Genomic DNA, 18,768 nt, shown 5'->3' with positions numbered 1-18,768 from the left:
GGGGAAATACCATGTTCCTGGAGATCGATCGGGTCTCTGCCTCCTACGGGGCGAACAAGGTGCTGGACGATATTTCACTGTCGGTCGGCAAGGGCGAACTGGTCGCGTTGCTCGGCTCGTCGGGTTGCGGCAAGACGACCCTGCTGCGGGTGCTGTCGGGCTTCCATGCGGCGGGCGAAGGTTCAGTGCGCATCAATGGCGCCGACATGACCGCGCTGCCGCCGGAAAAACGCGATACGGCGATGGTTTTCCAGTCCTACGCCCTCTGGCCGCATATGACCGTGGCGCAGAATATCGGCTATGGGCTGCGCCTGCGGAAAACGCCAAAGGCTGAGATCGACGACAAGGTTACCGCCGCCCTCGACATGGTTGGCCTGACCGGCTTTGCCGACCGGATGGTGACCCAGCTTTCGGGCGGTCAGCGTCAGCGTGTGGCGCTGGCCCGGGCCATCGTCGTCAATCCGGCGGTCCTGCTGATGGACGAGCCGCTGTCGAACCTCGACGCCCGCATCCGCCATCAGGTCCGCCACGAGATCAAGGCGATCCAGGCCCGCCTGGGGTTGACCGCCGTTCTCGTCACCCATGACCAGGAAGAGGCTATGATCATGGCCGACCGCATCGTGGTGATGAAGGGCGGCAAGATCGAACAACTCGGCACGCCCGAGGAGATCTATTCCAAGCCCGCGACGCCCTTCGTCGCTGAATTCATGGGCGCGGATAACCGTATCGATGCGGATTATGAGATCGACGGCGAGCGGATCACGATCCGCATGTCCGAAACCCGGGAGGCCCAGAGCCTGCCGCGTTCGCTGATCGCGCATCTGGCCGATCTGCCGCCCAAGGGGCGGCTGCGGCTGCATTTCAGAGCTTCGTCCGTAAGCCTCGCAGGGGCGGATGAGGCGGCTTCACAAGATTGCCTGAGCCTTGGCGGGAAGATCCGCCAGCGGTCCTATCCCGGCGGTACCTACCGCTATGCCGTAGCCTTGGGCGACCGTCAGCTGCTGGTCGACTACGATCAGCAGTTAGCGGAAGGGGAGAGCGTTCGTGTCGTCCTGCCGGTCTCGGCCCTCATGGCCTTTCCGGCACTTTGATCCATCAACCAAAGGAGTTCCAGATGGTTGAGTTTCGTGGTTATCGCTTGGCGGGTCTGACCGCCGCCAGTCTGCTTGCCGTTTCTCTCGCCGGTACCGCCCATGCCCAGGTGACGCTGAATGTCATCACGGCGGGCGACCAGAACATGCTCGACTACATCAATGACTTCCTGGCACCGAAGTTCGAAGCCAAGAATCCGGGTGTGAAGGTCCGTGCCGTCGGCACCGGTCCGGGCGATTCGGGTTCGCAGTCGGTCTTCGAAAAGCTGAAAGCCCAGAAGGCCAACGATAAGTGGGACGTCGACGTCGCGGTCGTCCATCAGTTCATCTCGGGTCCGATGATGAATGAAGGGTTGCTGGCGAAATATACCGGCGACATCGAAGCCGGTAAGCTCGCGACCCGCGACTCGGCCAAGAACGCCCTCGGCGCCAATGTCGAAGGCTATGTCATGCCGATGTTCAACAGCCAGATCGCTGTTGCCTATAACCCGGACATGGTCAAGGAACCGCCGCGCACCTATCAGCAGCTCGCCGACTGGGTGAAGGCCAATCCGAAGAAGTTCGGCTACAACGGCATTAAGGGCGGCATGTCCGGCGTCGGTTTCGTCACCGGCTGGATGTATGCCTTCGCCCCAAGCGGCCTCGGCATCACCACTTCCTACGACGCCAATGCCAAGTCGAACTGGAAGGACGCGCTGGCGTCGCTGAAGGAGTTCAACAAGAACGCCGTCATCACGCCGGGTAACGCCGGAACGCTGGACATGCTGGGCCGCGGCGAAATCGCCATGGGTCCGGTCTGGGTCGACATGTTCTACAGCTGGATGGGCGACGGTAAGCTGAACCCGAATACCAAGCTGGTCCTGCTGGGCCCGGGCATGCCCGGTCAGCCGATGTACTATGTGCTGCCTGCCAAGGCCACGAACCAGGATGCCGCGAAGAAGTTCATCGACTTCGCAGCATCCCCGGAAATCCAGGCTGAAGGCATCGTGAAGCGCTACAACTGGTACCCCGGCATCGATGCGCAGCACGTTCAGAAGTACCTGGACCAGGCCACCTGGAACAAGCTCTTCACCAACGTGACCCCGGCCGACCTCGCAACCAAAGGCAAGGTCTTCCCGGTTGCTGCCCATCTGAAGGAAATCCAGGAAAGCTACGAAGCCAACGTCACGCAGTAACAGTGATGGATGCACCCGGCCGCTCCAAGGCCGGGTGCATCAGCTTCTTTGGGGAGGTTAGTCGGTGAAAGAGAATCGCTGGATATCGCTCGCGATGATCGCGCCCGCCCTGGTGATCGTCTTAGGGCTGTTTATGTTTCCGCTGGTGCTGTCGATCCAGCAGGCTTTCATCGAGCCTGAGGGCGCGGGTATCGGCATGGCGAATTTCGTCAAGGCCTTTGCGCTCTATGGCAAGGATGTGCTGTTCACCATCGTGATCGTCACGGTCGCGACCGCGCTGACGGCACTGGTATCCATCTCCATGGGTGGATTCCTGATCCTGTCGAGCGGCAAATATACCGTTTGGATCCTACGCTGGTTGTTTCGGATGCCGCTGTTTGTGCCCTTTGTCGTCGTCGCGCAGATGATGCGGACGTTTCTGGCGAAGTTCGGCCTGTTCAACAGCCTGCTTATGACCGTCGGCGTTCTGACCCCGGATACGGCTACCGGCTGGCTCGACTGGCGGGGCATTATTTTCGCGTTCGTCTGGAAGCAGTCCGCTTTTGCGACTCTGGTGATCGGCGGGGCGATGGCGTCGCTCGACCGCTCCACCATCGAAGCCGCCCGCGACCTCGGTGCCTCCAAGACCCGCATTCTGCTCGAGATTGTCATTCCCCAGGTCAAGACGACCATCGCCGTCACCATGGTGCTGTCGTTTGTCATGATGCTGTCTGTGCTGTCGGTGCCGATCATGTTGGGAACCGAATCGCCGACCATGATCACCGTCGATATGGCTTGGCGCGTCAATTCCTACCGCGACTATGGCGTTGCCAATGCGCTGGGCGTGGTCTCGCTGCTCATGGCGTCCTCCGTCGCCTGGTTTTATCTGCGCCACGCCGCGCGTGAGAAGGAGAAGGCCTATGGCTGACCTTCTGAATAATCCGGGAAAACTCCTGACCCGCGCTCTGTTGCTCGCGGTCCTCGGTTTCCTGATCATCGGCCCGATGTCGAACATCCTGATCTGGGCCTTTGCCGAACAGTGGTTCTTCCCGGCAAAACTGCCCACCGAATGGGGCTTCAAGTTCTGGGAGCGGGTGTTCCGTCCGCGCGCAGGCGCCATGGAAGCCATGTGGAACAGCATTTCCATCGCGCTGCTGACCGTTGTGGTTTCGATGGCACTGGCGGTTCCGGCAGGCTATGCGCTGGCCCGTCGCTCCATCCCGTTCCGGGCCGTCGCCATGCTGCTGTTCCTGATGCCCCAGGCCATCCCCTCGGTCACGGTTCACCAGAGCATCGGCCAGATCTTCTATATGATCGGCCTCAACGGCACGATCCCCGGCGTGGTGCTGGTGCATACCCTTCAGGGTCTGGTCTTCGCCGTCTGGATCACCTCCGCCTCCTTTGCCTCGGTGGATAAGGATCTGGAGGCGGCGGCCCGCGATCTTGGGGCATCACCGGGCTATGTCTTCCGGTCGGTCACCCTGCCGCTGGCTATTCCAGGGCTGATCGCCAGCGCGATCTTTGTCTTCCTGGGTTCGATTGACGAGTTCACCGGCACCTTCTTTGTCGGCGTGCCAGATATCCAGACCCTGCCGATCCTGCTCTATACCGCCAGCATGCAAGGCAGCTATCAGATCGCCTCCATCACCGCGATCTTCCTGTTGATCCCCTCCATCCTCTTCATGGTCATCGTCGAACGGTTCCTGAAAGCCGATGTCGCCGCCAAGATCGGAACATAAGTCTATGATCCACATCGATATTCTTGGCTGCGGCGAAGCTTTCGACCCGGATCGCGCCAATTCGAGCGTACTGGTGACGGCGGACGGCTTCCGCCTGTTGATCGACTGCGGCATGGGGGTTGCCCAGGCCGTCTGGCAGCGGTCGATGGATGCGGATTTCATCGACGCCGTCTATTTCACCCACCTGCATGTCGATCATTGCGGCGGCTTGCCCGCGCTGCTCGACCATATGGGGGCGGCTGGGCGCAAGAAGCCGCTGGTGATCTACGGCCCAGACGATGCGCTGGACCGGATCGAGGCGGCGATCCTGTTCGCTGCCTGGCCGGGCAAGACCCTGGATTTCCCGGTCCAGGTACTGCCGAAGCTGGCGCAATCCGCCATCGGCCCTATGACGGCACGCTTTGCCCAGACCGAGCATTCGGCAACCAACCATGCCATCCGCCTGGAACTGGGGCAGGCGAGCTTCTTCTATTCCGGCGATGGTCGCCCGACCCCCGCTAGCCGGGAGCTTATGACTGGGGTGAAGGTCGCCTTCCACGAGACCCAGGCGCTTAGTGGTAAGGCACCTGTTCCGGGACACTGCGACTTCGATACGGTGCAGGGGCTGCTGGATCAGCAATCCATCGGGCAGATGTGGCTCTATCACACGGCGGGCCGGTCGGATGAGGCCTTTGCAGAGAGGCTGCGCGAGGCTGAAGACAACCGCCTAAACTACGCTAAAGCTGGAGTTTCCTTTGCCGTGACATGAGAAAATCCTCCTGGAACCTGAGCCGGTGCTGATGTGTTGAAGGGGCATCGAACACTCAAAAATCAGGAGGATCGTCATGGAACATCGTGAAGAAACCGGCAATCTCATCGCAGGCGACAAGGTCTCGGGGACGTCGGTCTATAATGCTTCTGGCGACCATCTGGGCGACATCCATGATGTCATGCTCGATAAGCAGTCCGGCAAGGTCGCTTATGCGGTCATGTCCTTCGGCGGCTTCCTCGGCATTGGCGAGAAATACCATCCGCTGCCCTGGTCGACCCTGAACTACGACACCCGCGAAGGCGGCTATGTCGTGAATCTCTCCAAGGAGCAGCTGATGAAGGCTCCGACCTATGCGGCCGACAGCACTCCGGCCTGGGATCGCGACTATGAGAAGAACATCCATGACTATTATCGCGTGCCGCCCTATTGGGGCATGTAAGCGATAGCAGTCGCTGGATTAAAGAAAGCCCCGCCCGAAAGGGCGGGGTTTTTACTTGGAAGCGGAACCATCCGTCGTTTGCGGTTTTCTGCCGCCAAAGATGTATCCGAGGATCACCCCTGCAAGAGGTGTCATGGCAGTTACAGCTCGATCAAAGATTTTCTCGCCGATGCCGCGAGAGTCGCAAAAATATAAAATGGCAGTGAATATGAATACGATCATAATTCCTGTGAATGTTACATAAGCAAATCTTAACTTAATTACCTCTCTGTCATTGCTTGTTTTTGTAAGTATCATAATTATTCCTGCCATCAAGAGCATTAAGGCTAGGAATGCAAAATTTAAATATAAGACGATAGTGAGGACGGCCGGGTCGATGTTCATAATTAAAGCCCTCATCTGATGATTAGGGAAGCCTAGATCCAGCTTCGCCGTTTTCATACTGGATTATTGCAAGGTTTTAGCTTGCCAGAAAAATACCCCGCCGAGTTGTGTCGGCGGGGTTTTGCTTTTTGCTACGCGGCATTGCGCCGGGTGTGATGACCTTCTTCGATCTCCTCGATGATCTTGGAGACGAAGGCGGGCAGATCGTCTGGCGAGCGGCTGGTGATCATGCCCTTGTCGGTCACGACCTGTTTGTCGCACCAGCGTCCACCCGCGTTTACGACATCGGTGCGGATGGATTTGTAGGAAGTCACGTCGCGCCCGCGAACGGCATCCGCTTCGATCAGAAGCCAGGGGCCATGGCAGATCGCGGCGATCACCTTCTGCTGATCGACAAAAGAGCGCACGATGCGCATTGCGTCCTGATTGATCCGCAACTGATCGGGATTGATCTGGCCGCCGGGCAGCACCAGCGCGTCATAGTCGGCGGGATTGGCCTCGGGGATCTTGAGGTCGACCGGGATGGTGTCGCCCCAGTCTTTCAGCTTCCAACCCCGGATCGGCTTGCCATCGGGGGAGGCGACGTCGACTTTCGCGCCGGCTTTTCGCAATTCATCCCGTGGCACCACCAGCTCCGACTGCTCGAAGCCGTTGGTTGCCAGGATCAGGATCCTCGCTTCGCGGATATTCGTCATGGGAAAGCCTCCTCTCACATTCGGGGAACGTGAGAGGAAGGCACCAGAGGCGAACGGGGTTCCGCTAAACTGCGGAAGCTGAAGTTTTATCGCCCTCGATCAGGCGGGTGGGACGCAGTTCGCCAGCCCGCTCAAGGACGGGATAGGCAACAGCGCAGATATGCGAATGGATACGCTTCAGATCCGACAGCACGTCGAGATGCAGGGCGCTCGATTCGATGCTTTCGGCACGGCCCTGACGCAGGCGGGCCAGATGGCTCTGAGCCGAGGCCCATTCCGCGTCGCGCACCCGCACCTTGTCGTCCAGAAGCTGCCGGGCGATTTTAACCTCGCTCGACATGAAGACACCCAGCGCCCGCTGCAGATTGGCGGCAACCTGACCGTGGAGCGCCCGCAACTCGGCTTCACCTTCAGGAGAGAAGGAAAGCTTGTGCTTCAGGCGCTTACGGGCCAGTTCCATCAGGTTTTTATCGATGATGTCGCCGATATGCTCGAGGTTGGTCGAGAAGGCCAGGATCTCGGTCGCCCGCATCCCTTCGCTCTCGTCCAGGATGGTGCGGGTGATGTCGGTGACGAACAGCTTGATCGCCTCATGCAGGCGGTCGACCTGATCGTCCATTGCTTCCAGCTCGGAGATAAGGCGGCGGTCGTCCTTGGTCAGGGCGTCCATCGACATATTCAGCATCCGGCCGACCGTGTCGCCCATGCGCAGGGCTTCACGCTCGGCACAGGTGAGGGCGAGGGAAGGGGTGTCGAGCGTCGTGCGGTCGAGATAAAGGGCTGCTCCGGGCGTCTCCCCGACTTTTTCGGGAATGAAGCGGGTCACGAGCCGCGATGCCGGACCGATCAGCAGAATGAAGGTGCAGCCCAGCGCCAGATTGAAGGCAGTGTGGAAATGCACCAACTGACGACCAGTATCGCTCGCCAGTTCTTGGATGAAGGGGGCGATCAATCCCAGGAAGGGGATGGTGATCAGGACCATGATGATCTTGAAGGCGGCATTGCCGAAGGCGATGCGCTTGGCAGGGGCGCTGCCTTCGGACAGAGCGGCCAGGATCGGCGGAATCATGCCGCCCAGGTTGGCGCCCAGCACCAGGACCATCGCCTTGTGCATATCGACCACGCCGCCGTCCGCCAATGTAACAACCAGCAGGACCATGGCGAGGCTGGAGTGGGCGAGCCAAGTCATGAGGGCGCCGATCAGCACCAGCAGCACATCGTCGCCCATGGCATTGAGGACGAGCTTCAGGGTCTCCGCTTCCCGCAGGGGCATTGATGCCGCGCTGATCAGTTTCAGCGACAGCAGCATCAGTCCGAGGCCTAAAACGGCGCGTCCCACATCCTTAGCGCGCGAGGCCGATGCCGACAGAAAGGTGAAGACGCCGATTAGAATAAATATTGCAGGTAGATGATCAAAACGGAATGACAACGCCTGCGCGACCAGGGTGCTGCCCAGATCGGCACCGAGCATGACCGCCAGCGCCATGGGCAGGACGATCAGGCCACGGGCGGCAAAAGACGTGGTCATCAGGGCGGTCGCTGTCGCGCTCTGCAGGATCGCCGTCACGATGATCCCGCTGCCATAGGCGGTGACGCGATTGGCCGTCGCCCGGCCGATGATGGCGCGCAGATCGGCGCCATAAGCCCTGATCACCCCGGTCTTCACCATGCGCATGCCCCAGAGGAGCAGCGCTACGGCGCCCAGCAGATCGACCAGAACCATGCTTGCGTTGGCCATGTCAGGCGTTCCGCTCGCCAAAGCCGGTCAGGCGGGAGAGATGATCGAAGAGGCCAGGGGTGGCGCAGATGATCTCATTGCCCTTATGCAGGCCATCACCTGCCAGGAAATCATTCACTTTGCCGCCGGCTTCCGTCACCAGCAGCATGCCTGCCGCGACGTCCCAGGCGTTGATGTGATGTTCCCAATAACCGTCGGAGCGGCCGTCGGCGACATAGGTCAAACCGAGAGTTCCCGAGGCGCCGCGCACCCATTCGCTCTTGGCGGCCAGGATCTTGCCGATGGCTTCCACGGTCGGTTCGGCCGGGCGGCGGAAGCTGTAACCGATGCCGAAACGGGCCTTGGTTTCCTCGCTCTCGCCTGAAACCTTCATGCGCATGCCATTGCGAAAGGCGCCCTGGCCGCGACGGGCGCTGAACATCTCGTCGGTATTCGGGTCATAGACCAGGCCGATCTCGACTGTCGAACCGATAGCCATGCCGACCGACACACACCAGTGCGGGATTCCGTGCAGGAAGTTCGAGGTGCCGTCGATGGGGTCGATGATCCAGCAGCATTCGCCGTCGCCGCCCCGGAAGCCGCCTTCCTCGCCCAGGATCCGATCCTCGGGGAAAAGGCGCTGCAAAGCTCCGACGATATGGTCTTCGGCGGCCCGGTCCGCGATGCTGACGACGTCCTGCGTGCCCTTATGTTCGACCACCAGCTCGTGGCGCCGCCGGAAGAAATCCAGGGCTTTCAGGCCCGCTTCGCGAACAATACCAGTCGCGGCGGCGTGGCGCAGATCAAGAGCGGTCGGGGTAGGCATGACAGGTTTATTCCTCCGTTGGCGCTGGATCGAATATTATTTCTATCCAGCATATTTATAAAATTGACATTCCGCAGCTAGCTTCGCAGTGTTACAGAATTGTTGCAATCACGTTTCAATGGCTCGTTAAAAATGCCATGGTGAATGCACAAATGTGGAGGAAACACGAATATGAAGCGCACACTTACAGTTATGGCCTTGGCCACCACCGCGACCCTTGGCCTTGCAGGCGGCGCTTCGGCGCAGGGTAAGATGACCATGTACTGCGGCGTCCAGGAAGAATGGTGCCAGCTCATGGTCAACGAATTTAAGGCCAAGACGGGCATCGACGTTGCGATGACCCGTAAGAGCAGCGGTGAAATCTTCGCTCAGATCAAAGCTGAAGCGTCGAACCCGAAGGGCGACATCTGGTGGGGTGGTACGGGCGACCCGCATCTGCAGGCGGCCGAAGAAAACCTGACCATGGCGTACAACTCGCCCATGATGAAGGAACTGCACCCCTGGTCCGTCAGCCAGCATAAGACCTCGGGCGGCAAGACCGTCGGTATCTATCTTGGCGCCCTTGGCTATGGGTATAATTCCGAGACGCTGAAGAAGAAGGGCATCGCTGCACCCAAGTGCTGGGCCGACCTCGCCAAGCCCGAATATAAGGGCGAAGTCCAGGTTGCGAACCCCCATGCGTCGGGTACGGCTTACACCTTCGTTGCCACGCTGGTTCAGCTGTGGGGCGAAGATAAGGCCTTCGACTTCCTGAAGAAAATGAACGAAAACGTCAACCAGTACACCAAGTCGGGTGCCGCTCCGGCCCAGGCGACGGGTCGTGGCGAGACGCTGATCGGCATTTCCTTCCTTCATGATGTCGTGACTCCGGCCACCAAGGGCTTGCCCGTGGTGTCGGTTGCTCCTTGCGAAGGCACCGGTTTCGAAATCGGCTCGATGAGCATCATCGATGGCGCCCGTAACGTCGAACAGGCCAAGAAGTTCTACGACTGGGCTCTGTCCGCAGATGCCCAGGCTCTGGGCGCCAAGGCCGCCAGCTTCCAGAATCCCTCCAACAAGGCCGCACCCCTTCCCAAGGAAGCGACCAAGATGGAAGAGATCTCGCTCATCGACTACGACATGAAAAAATACGGCTCCAGCGCCGAGCGTACTCGCCTGCTCAGCAAGTGGGACGCTGAAATCAAAGCGACGAAATAAGATCGCTTATAAAAACTAGCCTTGCGGCCGCTCCATCTGATCGGTGGGGCGGCCGCAGTCTCACCTGAACAGGGTCAATTCTTGCGCGCTGGGAGACCGGCCGTTGTCTAATCGTATTTTGCTCCTACTCGTCTGCGGGTGGATTGGTTTCCTCCTGCTCCCTTGGTATGCCATAGAGGACGGCTTCTGGGCCTTCGGCTGGCTTTCTAGTTATCCCTCCGGGTCCGATGCGGCCCCCGCTATCGTTCAGATCTTCAAGGATAAATTCTGGCTGGCCCCTATGCTGGTGCCGCTGCTGGTCCCCTTGGCGATCATCAATCGGGACCGCACCGACCGCATGACAGGCACGGTGCTTGTTGCCTGCGGTATCTTTGGTCTGGTCTGGCTGTTCGGCCAGGGCTTCACAGTCGGCGTGCGGGGCTTCGCACAGCCTTGGATGACCGAGATGTTTGGCCGGATTTCCTCGCGCCAGTTCGGCATGGGGTACGGCGGTCTGGTTGTCGGTACCGTCTTCCTGCTGCAGCTGACCATCGGCCTTGCCCGGCGCGGCGCCATGCGGGGCGATGCCTTTGTCGTCAGCTCCATCGGCGTGATCGCGGCCAGCATCATGCTGTTCGTGTTCTTCCCGGTCGTGAAGATCCTGGGCAGTGCCGCCGTCGATTCCAAGGGGCAGAGCTCGCTCGGCTCGCTGGTATCGCGCCTGATATCGCCTGATATCTGGAGCCTCGACTGCCTGATGGGCGGCCGTCAGTGCGGCGTGCTGTGGAACAGCTTTGCCTTGGCGCTTGTCACCGGCGTGTTGACCACGCTGCTGGGGCTGGCCTTTGCGCTGCTGTCCGAACGCACGAACTTCCGTGCCAAGGGCCTGCTCAAGGCGTTGACCATTCTGCCGGTTATCACGCCGCCCTTCGTCATCGGCCTCGGCATTATTCTGCTGTTCGGCCGCAATGGCGCGTTTTCGCTGATGCTTGAAAGCTGGTTCGGTATCGAGCCGACCCGCTGGGTTTATGGCTTCACTGGTCTGGTCATCGTGCAGGTGCTGGCGTTCACGCCGATTGCCTTCATGGTGCTGATCGGCGTCGTCCAGGGCATCAGCCCGTCGATGGAAGAAGCTGCGCAGACCCTTCGGGCGACGCGTTGGCGGACTTTCTACACGGTGACCTGGCCCCTGATGCGTCCGGGTCTGGCCAATGCCTTCCTGATCGGCTTCGTCGAAAGCCTTGCGGACTTTGGTAACCCCTTAGTCCTGGGCGGCAACTTCGAAGTTCTGTCGACTCAGATCTTCTATGCCATCGTCGGTGCCCAGTCGGACCAGGGACGCGCCTCGTCGCTTTCCATCGTTCTGCTGGCCCTCACCATGGCGGCCTTCTTTGCGCAGCGCTTCTGGCTGGGCAACAAGTCCTACACCACCGTGTCGGGCAAGGGGGACAGCGGCCTCCCGTGTCCGTTGCCGCGGCGCATGCGCTGGTTCGTCTATGGTACGACCATTCCCTGGATGGCCTTCACCGTCATTCTGTACGGCATGGTGCTCTATGGCGGGTTCGTGAAGAATTTCGGCGTGAACAACACCTTCACGCTCGAACATTACATCACGGCCTTCGGCATCGATTTCGCCAACGGTTGGCAGATGACCGGCCGCGCCTGGGGTTCGTTCTTCACCACGGTTGAACTGTCGGCGATCTCGGCTCCCTTCACGGCTGCCATCGGTCTCATGACAGCCTATATCCTGAACCGTCAGCGGTTTGCGGGGCAGGGCGCGTTCGAATTCACAACGATGCTCAGCTTTGCCATTCCCGGTACCGTCATCGGCGTCAGCTATATCGTGGCCTTCAATGTGCCACCGATCGAGCTGACAGGGACGGGCGCGATCCTTGTGATCTGCTTCATCTTCCGCAATATGCCGGTCTCTATCCGCGCCGGCATCGCGACCTTGAGCCAGATCGACAAGAGCCTCGACGAATGTTCCCTGACGCTGCGTCATGGCAGTGCGGCCACCCTTCGCCGCGTTATCCTGCCGTTGCTGCGTCCGGCCATCGTCGCGTCCTTGGTCTATAGCTTTGTGCGCTCGATCACCTCGGTCAGCGCCGTCGTCTTCCTGGTGTCGGCTCAGTTCAACCTCGCGACCGCCTATATCGTCGGTCGTGTGGAAGTCTCCGATTTCGGGGTGGCAATTGCCTATAGCTCGGTTCTGATCGTGTTCATGACAGTCGGTATCTTGGTGATCCAGCTGCTGGTGGGCGAGCGCAAGCTCGGCCGGCGGTCGGCCCAGAAGTCCATTCCGGCTGCGGGGAGTCTCGTTGCATGACTATTAAGTCCAAGTCCGGTTCCGTCATCTTCAAGAACGTGAGCCGCCGTTACGGCAATATCGCCGCTGTCGATAACATCTCCTTCACCGTCGAGCCGGGGACGCTCGTCACGCTGCTGGGGCCTTCGGGCTGCGGCAAGACGACGACGCTCCGCATGATCGCGGGCCTGGAGATGCCGAGCGACGGGCAGATCACCATCGGCGATGTCGATGTGACCTATCTGCCTGCGACCGAGCGCGACGTCTCGATGGTGTTCCAGTCCTATGCGCTCTTCCCGCATATGACGGTTATCGAGAATGTCGGTTATGGCCTGACCGTCTCGGGCCTGACCAAAGCTCAGCAGCTGGAAAAGGCCCGCGAGGGTCTGGCTCTGGTTGGTCTCAACGGCTTTGAAGGGCGTCTGCCGTCCGAGCTTTCGGGTGGTCAGCAGCAGCGTGTGGCCTGTGCCCGCGCGCTGGTGCTGGAGCCGAAGGTTCTGCTGTTCGATGAGCCGCTGTCGAACCTCGATGCCAAGCTTCGCCGCCGCATGCGCGAGGATATCCGCGAGTTGCAGGTGAAGCTGGGTCTGACCTCGGTCTATGTCACCCACGATCAGGAAGAAGCCCTGGCCGTGTCCGACCGGATCATCGTCATGAAGAATGCCCAGATCGCCCAGATCGGCACGCCGAACGATCTCTATGATCGCCCGGCCAATGCCTTTGTGGCGGACTTCATCGGCGGGGCCAATCTGCTCCCCTGCGAAGTCGTGGTGATTGAGGGTGAAACGGCTCGGGTACGTCTGGGGGATGTCGAGGTCAATGTGCGTCGTGGTCCGGTCACCAAGACCGGCCCAGCGCGTCTGGCCCTGCGCCCGAACGCCGGTCGGCTGACGGCGACCGTTGCCGTCTCGGCAATCCCGGTCGACGTGAAGAAGGCCACATATCTCGGTTCCCACTGGGAATATACGGTGGGCAGCCAGCATGGGGACATTTTTGTCACCCAGCCGCTGGACCATGCCTTCGCCGCCGGGGCCAGCGCTTTGCTGTCCCTGCCGTCCGAGGGTCTCTGCCTCGTCGAATAGGTGAGAATGAGGTGCAAGAGGGCACTTAGCCCTCTTGCATTCACTGGTATCTGATTGGTAATGTTCCGGCTCTATCAGGGCATAACCAATAGGATAACTCATGGGCACCGAGCAGATCAGTCCGCGCTACCGCGATATCGACGCCTGGGCGCCGGGCGAAGTGCTCGATGCAATGATCGAAGGCCAACTGGCCGCTGTTGCCGCCGTCAGGGCCGCATCTCCCCAGATCGAAGCTGCCACGCTTGCCATGGTCGAACGCCTGCGCAAGGGCGGTCGTATCGTCTATGCCGGGGCAGGGACTTCGGGCCGTATTGCCGTTCAGGACGGTGCAGAGCTTCCCCCGACCTTCGATTGGCCCCGTGATCGGCTGGTTCTGCTGATGGCTGGCGGCGAGCCTGCGCTGCTGCGGTCGGTCGAGAATGCCGAAGACGACAAGGTCGCGGGTGCTGCGACCATCACCGATCATAAGATCGGCCCCAACGATACCGTCATCGGGATCGCTGCTTCCGGCAGCACGCCCTATACGATTGCCGTTATCGAGGCTGCCCGCAAAGTCGGTGCGCTGACCGTCGGCATTGCCAATAATCCGGGCGCGGCCCTCGCGAGCGCGGCCGAACATGGCATCATTCTGGATACCGGCCCCGAAGCCATCGCCGGATCGACCCGCATGAAGGCGGGGACGGCGCAGAAGATCGCCCTGAACCTCATCTCCTCCCTGGCGATGATCCGACTTGGCCGGGTCTATGAAGGGCTGATGGTCGATGTGGTGGCGATGAATGAAAAGCTGCGCCGCCGTTCGGAGAATATGCTGCGTCGCCTGACGGGCGCTGCCGATGATGCCATCCGTTCGGCACTGTCCGAGGCCAATGGCAACGTCAAGCTGGCCCGCGTCCTGTTGGCCGGGCTGGACCGTGCGGCAGCCGAGGCGTTGTTGACCAAGCATGAGGGGCATCTGCGCCCCGCGCTGGCTGAAATCCTGGGGGGCTGAGGTCTATGGGTTCGCTGACCCTTCGCGGGATCACCAAACAGTTCGGCACCGTTCCGGTGTTGCATGGCATTGATCTGGATATCGAGGACGGTGAGTTCACCGTCTTCGTCGGCCCCTCGGGTTGCGGCAAGTCCACCTTGCTGCGCCTGATCGCGGGGCTGGACGAGATCAGTGGCGGCGATCTGTCCATCGATGGCGAGCGCATCAATGATGTGGCTCCCGCCAAACGTGGCATCGCCATGGTGTTCCAGTCCTATGCGCTCTATCCCCATATGAGCGTCTACGAGAATATGGCCTTTGGCCTGAAGCTCGCCGGGATGAGCAAGGCTGACGTCGACAAGCGGGTCAAGGAGACAGCCGAGACGCTGCAACTGACGCCATTGCTGGATCGGCGCCCGCGTGAGCTTTCAGGCGGTCAGCGCCAGCGTGTCGCCATTGGCCGCGCCATCGTCCGCAGCCCGCGCGTCTTCCTGTTCGACGAGCCTCTGTCGAACCTCGATGCCGCGCTGCGCGTGCAGATGCGGTTCGAGATTGCGCGTCTGAAGGTCGAGCTGGGCGTCACCATGATCTATGTGACCCATGATCAGGTCGAAGCCATGACTCTGGCAGACAAGATCGTTGTCATGAATGGCGGCCGGGTGGAGCAGGTCGGCAGCCCGCTGGATCTCTACGAGAAGCCCGCCAATCTGTTCGTCGCGGGCTTCATCGGGTCGCCCAAGATGAATTTCCTGGCTGGCAAGGTGATTGGCGTTTCTGAAGGGGCTGCCCAGGTCGAGGTGGCGGGGCTGACACCGCTGTCGGTGCCTGTCTCGCGCATGCCGCAGCCCGGCTCGTCCGTGACCTTGGGGATTCGTCCCGAACATCTGCTGGTCGGCGAAGGGGTTGGTTCGGTCTGGAGCGGTCGCGCCCTGGTGGTCGAACGGCTGGGCGGCGAAACCTATCTGCATATGACCGGCCCGGGTACGGAGCCGCTGGTTCTGCGCCAGCCGGGGACATTGGCGGTCAAGGTGGGTGAGGGGATCGCCGTTACCGTACTGCCTGCGGCCTGCCATCTGTTCGATGCCGAAGGCAAAGTCCTATGAGCAAGGACTTCGTCCTCGACGCCAAAAACCCGACGCCGCTGTATCTGCAGTTGGCGGATCGTTTGCGGCACTTCATCCGTGCGGGCGAATGGCGGCCGGGGGAGGCTGTGCCGGGTGAACGCGAACTGGCGGGACTGGCGGATGTCAGCCGCGTCACCGTCCGCAAAGCCATCGAGGATCTGGTCCGCGACGGGTTGCTGATCCAGCGCCAGGGCGCCGGGACCTTTGTCGCAGGGCGCTTCGAGCAGCCCCTGTCGATCTTGGCTGGTTTTTCCGAGGATATGCAGGCGCGTGGCCTGCGTCCCGGTTCGAAATGGCTGGAAAAGAAGCTGGCCCGACCGACCCCTGAAGAAGCCATGGCTTTGGCATTGTCGCCAGGGGAGCGGGTGGTGCGGCTGGTGCGTGTGCGTACCGCTGACGGCAAGCCGCTGGCGCTGGAGCGCGCCAGCGTTTCCGAGCGGTATCTGCCGTCGGCCGAAATGGTGAGCGTTTCCCTCTATGAGGCCTTGAAGGCCCAGGGCTATCGGGCGGTCAGGGCGCTGCAGCGCTTGCGGGCGGATCTCGCCAGCCCGGAAGAGGCGCGTCTGCTGGCGATCCAGCCGGATAGCGCAATTCTGCATATCGAGCGTCGCGCTTTCATGAGTGACGGGACGCCGCTGGAATTCACCCGGTCCGCCTATCGGGCCGATCAGTATGATTTTGTCGCGGAACTGCGGGTCGATTTGTCGGAGGATCGGGTATGAGCCGAAGCGGCGATATGCGTCTGTTTGCGGATCGGGTCTTCACGGGATATCGCTGGCTGGGGCCGACGACAGTTGTTGTCGAGAACGGACGTGTCGCGGCGCTGGAGTCCGGCGAGGTTCAGGCAACCGCCAAGCTCGACAAAGGGCATTTCCTGGCGCCCGGCTTTATCGATGTGCAGGTGAATGGCGGCGGCGATGTGCTGCTGAACGACCACCCGACCCTTGAAGGGATGGAGGCGATTGCTGCCGCCCATCGCAAGTATGGCACCACGGGCCTGCTGCCGACCCTGATTACCGACGATGTGGAAAAGCCGCGCAATCTCAAGGCGCTGGCGACCCAGGCCATCGACTTCCAGAGTTCCGGCATTCTGGGTGTGCATCTGGAAGGGCCGTTCCTGAATGTCGCTCGCAAAGGTGTCCATCGGGCCGAAGCCATCACGCCGCTGACCGATAATGATCTGGGCTGGATGACGACGCCCTTTGCCGGTGCGCTGCTGATCACCCTGGCGCCGGAGCAGACGTCGCTGGCGGCGATCCGTCGATTGGCCGCTGCTGGAGCCTTGATCTGCGCGGGGCATACCGCCGCGACCTATGATCAGATGATGCAGGCCGTGGATAATGGTGTGCGCGGGTTTACCCATCTCTATAACGCCATGACCCCGCAGACGGGGCGCGAACCGGGCGCGGTCGGTGCCGCACTTGACACTCCCGATACCTACGCCGGGGTGATTGTCGACGGTTTCCACGTTCATGCCGCCAGCCTGCGCTCGGCCATCAAGGCCAAGGGCGAAGACCGCATCATGCTGGTCACCGATGCCATGCCGCCGGTCGGGGGCAAGTCGGCCGAATTCTATATCGATGGCCGCCGGATCATCGCCGATGGCGGACGCCTCGTGACCGAGGAAGGCACGCTGGCTGGCGCCGCCATCGATATGGCGACCACGGTGCGTAATGTCCGCGACCTGTTGGGCCTGCCGATCGAAGCGGGTCTGCGCATGGGCTCGTTGGTGCCTGCAAACTTCCTGCGCCGCCCGGATCTCGGGCGTATCCGGATTGGAGCCCGCGCCGATTTCGTGGCGCTGGACAACGATATTCAGGTGCAAGGCACCTGGGTAAATGGAGTGTGACCAGTTCAATACCATTTAGCATGGACAGGAGAAGGGGAGTGCTCCTAGAATTGCCGGTATCGGGTAATCCCGAATAAGAACTGGCCCCTGGAACAAAGCGTTCAATTGAACGCTTTGTTTCAGCTCAAAAAAAGGCTGAGTAAAATTCGATCGAAGAGATCGATTTTTACTCGGGAAGGTCTACATCTCTGGAGGAGGGAGCTATGGCTTTGCGTCACAAGCTGACCGGTGTTCTGCTGGCAGCTACTACGATGTTCGGCGCTGCGAGCGCGATGGCAGGCGAAATCACTTTCTGGTCCTGGCGCCAGGAAGATAAGGCTGCCTACGCCGAATACATTAAGGATTTCAACAAGAAGCACCCGGACGTCACGGTGAAGTTCGAGGCGTTCGAGCCGACCCAGTATCAGACGATCCTGTCGACCGCGCTGGCCGCTGGCAAGGGTCCGGACGTCATTCAGGTGCGCGCTTACGGTAATCTTGAAACCGTTGCCAAGCCGGGCTATCTGCTGGCGCTCGACGAAAGCAATGTGCCGGAGCTGAAGGGCTTCCCGGCCAGCGCGCTGAAGGCCGAGACCATGCGCTCGGACAACAAGCTCTACGCCGTGCCGTTCGCCTCGCAGACGATGCTTGTCCTCTATAACAAGGACATCTTCGCCAAGCACAACATCAGCGAACCGGAAACCTGGGACGAGATGGTCGAAGCTTCCAAGAAGCTGAAGGCCGCTGGTGTCACCCCGTTCGGCAATGGCACCGCAACGGCCTGGCAGAATGAGACCATCGTTTCGGCGCTGCTCTCCAGCCTGCTCGGCAAGCAGTTCGAAGCCGACATCCTGTCGGGCAAGGCGACCTTCGAAGATCCGCGTTTCGTCTCGGCCCTGGGCAAGATGAACGATCTGGCCAAGGAATATTTCCCGCCCAGCTTCATCGGCATCGACTATGCCTCGGCCCAGCAGCTGTTCATCGCTGGCCGTGCTGCCATGTTCGCCGGTGGTTCCTTCGAAGCCGCCAACTTCCTGCGCCAAAATCCGGCGCTGAAGATCGGCGTCTTCGCACCGCCGCCCGCCAAGAAGGGCGACGATAAGCTGGTTGGCGTCTACTATGACGGCGGCTATGCCATCAATGCGAAATCCGAAAAGCAGGCCGACGCGCTGAAGTTCCTGCGCTTCCTCGCGACCAAGGAATTTGGCGACAAGTTCGCCAATGGCCTGTCCAACATCTCGCCGATCCCCGGTGTTGCTTTCACCGATCCGATCCTGGCGGAAGTTGCCGACCTGAATAAGTCGTCGATCCCCTATCTGTTCCTGGTGCATTTCCGCTACCAGGAGCCGTCGGGTTCGGTGCTGATCCAGGCGGGCGTGCAGAAGCTGCTGGCTGGCAAGGCCACCCCGGCGGAAATCGGCACGGAAGTGACCAAGGGCATCGCGACCTATTTCGAGCCCTTCAAGAAGTAGTCTCTACCGGCCGCCGCC

General features: G+C 60.7%; 18 protein-coding genes. 14 read left to right on the top strand and 4 right to left on the bottom strand.

Annotated elements, in window-relative coordinates; all coding sequences use genetic code 11:
• Nucleotides 1-11: 11 nt before the first annotated feature.
• From ACFSM5_RS09550 to ACFSM5_RS09525, 6 genes are all read left to right on the top strand, one after another.
• Complete coding sequence (locus ACFSM5_RS09550; protein ID WP_379876103.1) at nt 12-1,091, top strand: ABC transporter ATP-binding protein; 1,080 nt, start codon at nt 12-14, stop codon at nt 1,089-1,091.
• Between the two features lie 23 nt (nt 1,092-1,114).
• Nucleotides 1,115-2,266, top strand: a complete 1,152-nt coding sequence (locus tag ACFSM5_RS09545; RefSeq protein ID WP_379876102.1) for an extracellular solute-binding protein — start codon at nt 1,115-1,117, stop codon at nt 2,264-2,266.
• Nucleotides 2,267-2,330: 64 nt separating this feature from the next.
• Nucleotides 2,331-3,173 (top strand): ABC transporter permease, encoded by an 843-nt coding sequence (locus tag ACFSM5_RS09540; protein ID WP_379876101.1) that lies wholly within the window; start codon nt 2,331-2,333, stop codon nt 3,171-3,173.
• A complete protein-coding gene (locus ACFSM5_RS09535; RefSeq protein WP_379876100.1) occupies nt 3,166-3,984 on the top strand; it encodes an ABC transporter permease in 819 nt (272 codons plus the stop codon). Before ACFSM5_RS09540 ends, ACFSM5_RS09535 begins: the two co-directional genes overlap by 8 nt.
• Nucleotides 3,985-3,988: 4 nt before the next feature.
• Nucleotides 3,989-4,732 carry an MBL fold metallo-hydrolase gene (locus ACFSM5_RS09530; RefSeq protein ID WP_379876099.1) on the top strand — a complete coding sequence of 248 codons (744 nt, stop codon included), beginning with the start codon at nt 3,989-3,991 and terminating at the stop codon, nt 4,730-4,732.
• Nucleotides 4,733-4,808: 76 nt separating this feature from the next.
• Nucleotides 4,809-5,174 (top strand): PRC-barrel domain-containing protein, encoded by a 366-nt coding sequence (locus tag ACFSM5_RS09525; RefSeq protein WP_379876098.1) that lies wholly within the window; start codon nt 4,809-4,811, stop codon nt 5,172-5,174.
• A gap of 51 nt (nt 5,175-5,225) precedes the next feature.
• Here the strand turns inward: ACFSM5_RS09525 and ACFSM5_RS09520 are convergent, their stop codons facing one another.
• From ACFSM5_RS09520 to ACFSM5_RS09505, 4 genes are all read right to left on the bottom strand, one after another.
• Complete coding sequence (locus ACFSM5_RS09520; RefSeq protein WP_379876097.1) at nt 5,226-5,558, bottom strand: hypothetical protein; 333 nt, start codon at nt 5,556-5,558, stop codon at nt 5,226-5,228.
• Between the two features lie 131 nt (nt 5,559-5,689).
• On the bottom strand, nt 5,690-6,253 hold the full coding sequence (locus tag ACFSM5_RS09515) for a type 1 glutamine amidotransferase domain-containing protein (protein WP_379876096.1): 564 nt from the start codon (nt 6,251-6,253) through the stop codon (nt 5,690-5,692).
• Between the two features lie 64 nt (nt 6,254-6,317).
• The gene (locus tag ACFSM5_RS09510) at nt 6,318-7,991 is read right to left on the bottom strand and encodes a Na/Pi cotransporter family protein (RefSeq protein WP_379876095.1); all 1,674 of its coding nucleotides are present in this window, start codon (nt 7,989-7,991) and stop codon (nt 6,318-6,320) included.
• A 1-nt stretch (nt 7,992) separates the two neighbouring features.
• Nucleotides 7,993-8,796, bottom strand: a complete 804-nt coding sequence (locus ACFSM5_RS09505; RefSeq protein WP_379876094.1) for an inositol monophosphatase family protein — start codon at nt 8,794-8,796, stop codon at nt 7,993-7,995.
• A 171-nt stretch (nt 8,797-8,967) separates the two neighbouring features.
• Between ACFSM5_RS09505 and ACFSM5_RS09500 the strand changes: the two genes are divergently transcribed.
• The 8 genes from ACFSM5_RS09500 to ACFSM5_RS09465 all read left to right on the top strand — a co-directional run bounded on the left by ACFSM5_RS09500 (nt 8,968) and on the right by ACFSM5_RS09465 (nt 18,750).
• Nucleotides 8,968-9,993 (top strand): ABC transporter substrate-binding protein, encoded by a 1,026-nt coding sequence (locus tag ACFSM5_RS09500; RefSeq protein WP_379876093.1) that lies wholly within the window; start codon nt 8,968-8,970, stop codon nt 9,991-9,993.
• Nucleotides 9,994-10,096: 103 nt separating this feature from the next.
• Complete coding sequence (locus ACFSM5_RS09495) at nt 10,097-12,298, top strand: ABC transporter permease (protein WP_379876092.1); 2,202 nt, start codon at nt 10,097-10,099, stop codon at nt 12,296-12,298.
• Entirely contained in the window at nt 12,295-13,359 is a 1,065-nt protein-coding gene (locus tag ACFSM5_RS09490) for an ABC transporter ATP-binding protein (protein WP_379876091.1), read from the top strand. Before ACFSM5_RS09495 ends, ACFSM5_RS09490 begins: the two co-directional genes overlap by 4 nt.
• A 100-nt stretch (nt 13,360-13,459) precedes the next feature.
• A complete protein-coding gene (locus ACFSM5_RS09485; RefSeq protein WP_379876090.1) occupies nt 13,460-14,347 on the top strand; it encodes an N-acetylmuramic acid 6-phosphate etherase in 888 nt (295 codons plus the stop codon).
• Between the two features lie 5 nt (nt 14,348-14,352).
• Nucleotides 14,353-15,429 carry an ABC transporter ATP-binding protein gene (locus ACFSM5_RS09480; RefSeq protein ID WP_379876089.1) on the top strand — a complete coding sequence of 359 codons (1,077 nt, stop codon included), beginning with the start codon at nt 14,353-14,355 and terminating at the stop codon, nt 15,427-15,429.
• Nucleotides 15,426-16,172: a GntR family transcriptional regulator gene (locus tag ACFSM5_RS09475; RefSeq protein ID WP_379876088.1), complete on the top strand. Its 747-nt coding sequence runs from the start codon at nt 15,426-15,428 to the stop codon at nt 16,170-16,172. The genes ACFSM5_RS09480 and ACFSM5_RS09475 overlap by 4 nt, the downstream gene beginning before the upstream one ends.
• Nucleotides 16,169-17,299, top strand: a complete 1,131-nt coding sequence (gene nagA, locus ACFSM5_RS09470) for an N-acetylglucosamine-6-phosphate deacetylase (protein ID WP_379876087.1) — start codon at nt 16,169-16,171, stop codon at nt 17,297-17,299. The genes ACFSM5_RS09475 and nagA overlap by 4 nt, the downstream gene beginning before the upstream one ends.
• Nucleotides 17,300-17,502: 203 nt before the next feature.
• Nucleotides 17,503-18,750, top strand: a complete 1,248-nt coding sequence (locus ACFSM5_RS09465) for an extracellular solute-binding protein (RefSeq protein ID WP_379876086.1) — start codon at nt 17,503-17,505, stop codon at nt 18,748-18,750.
• Nucleotides 18,751-18,768: the final 18 nt, after the last annotated feature.

It is taken from the genome of Lacibacterium aquatile (genome assembly GCF_042683105.1).
Taxonomy (GTDB): Bacteria; Pseudomonadota; Alphaproteobacteria; order Elsterales; family Elsteraceae; genus Lacibacterium; species Lacibacterium aquatile.
This window is presented reverse-complemented; position numbering and strand designations above follow the sequence as displayed.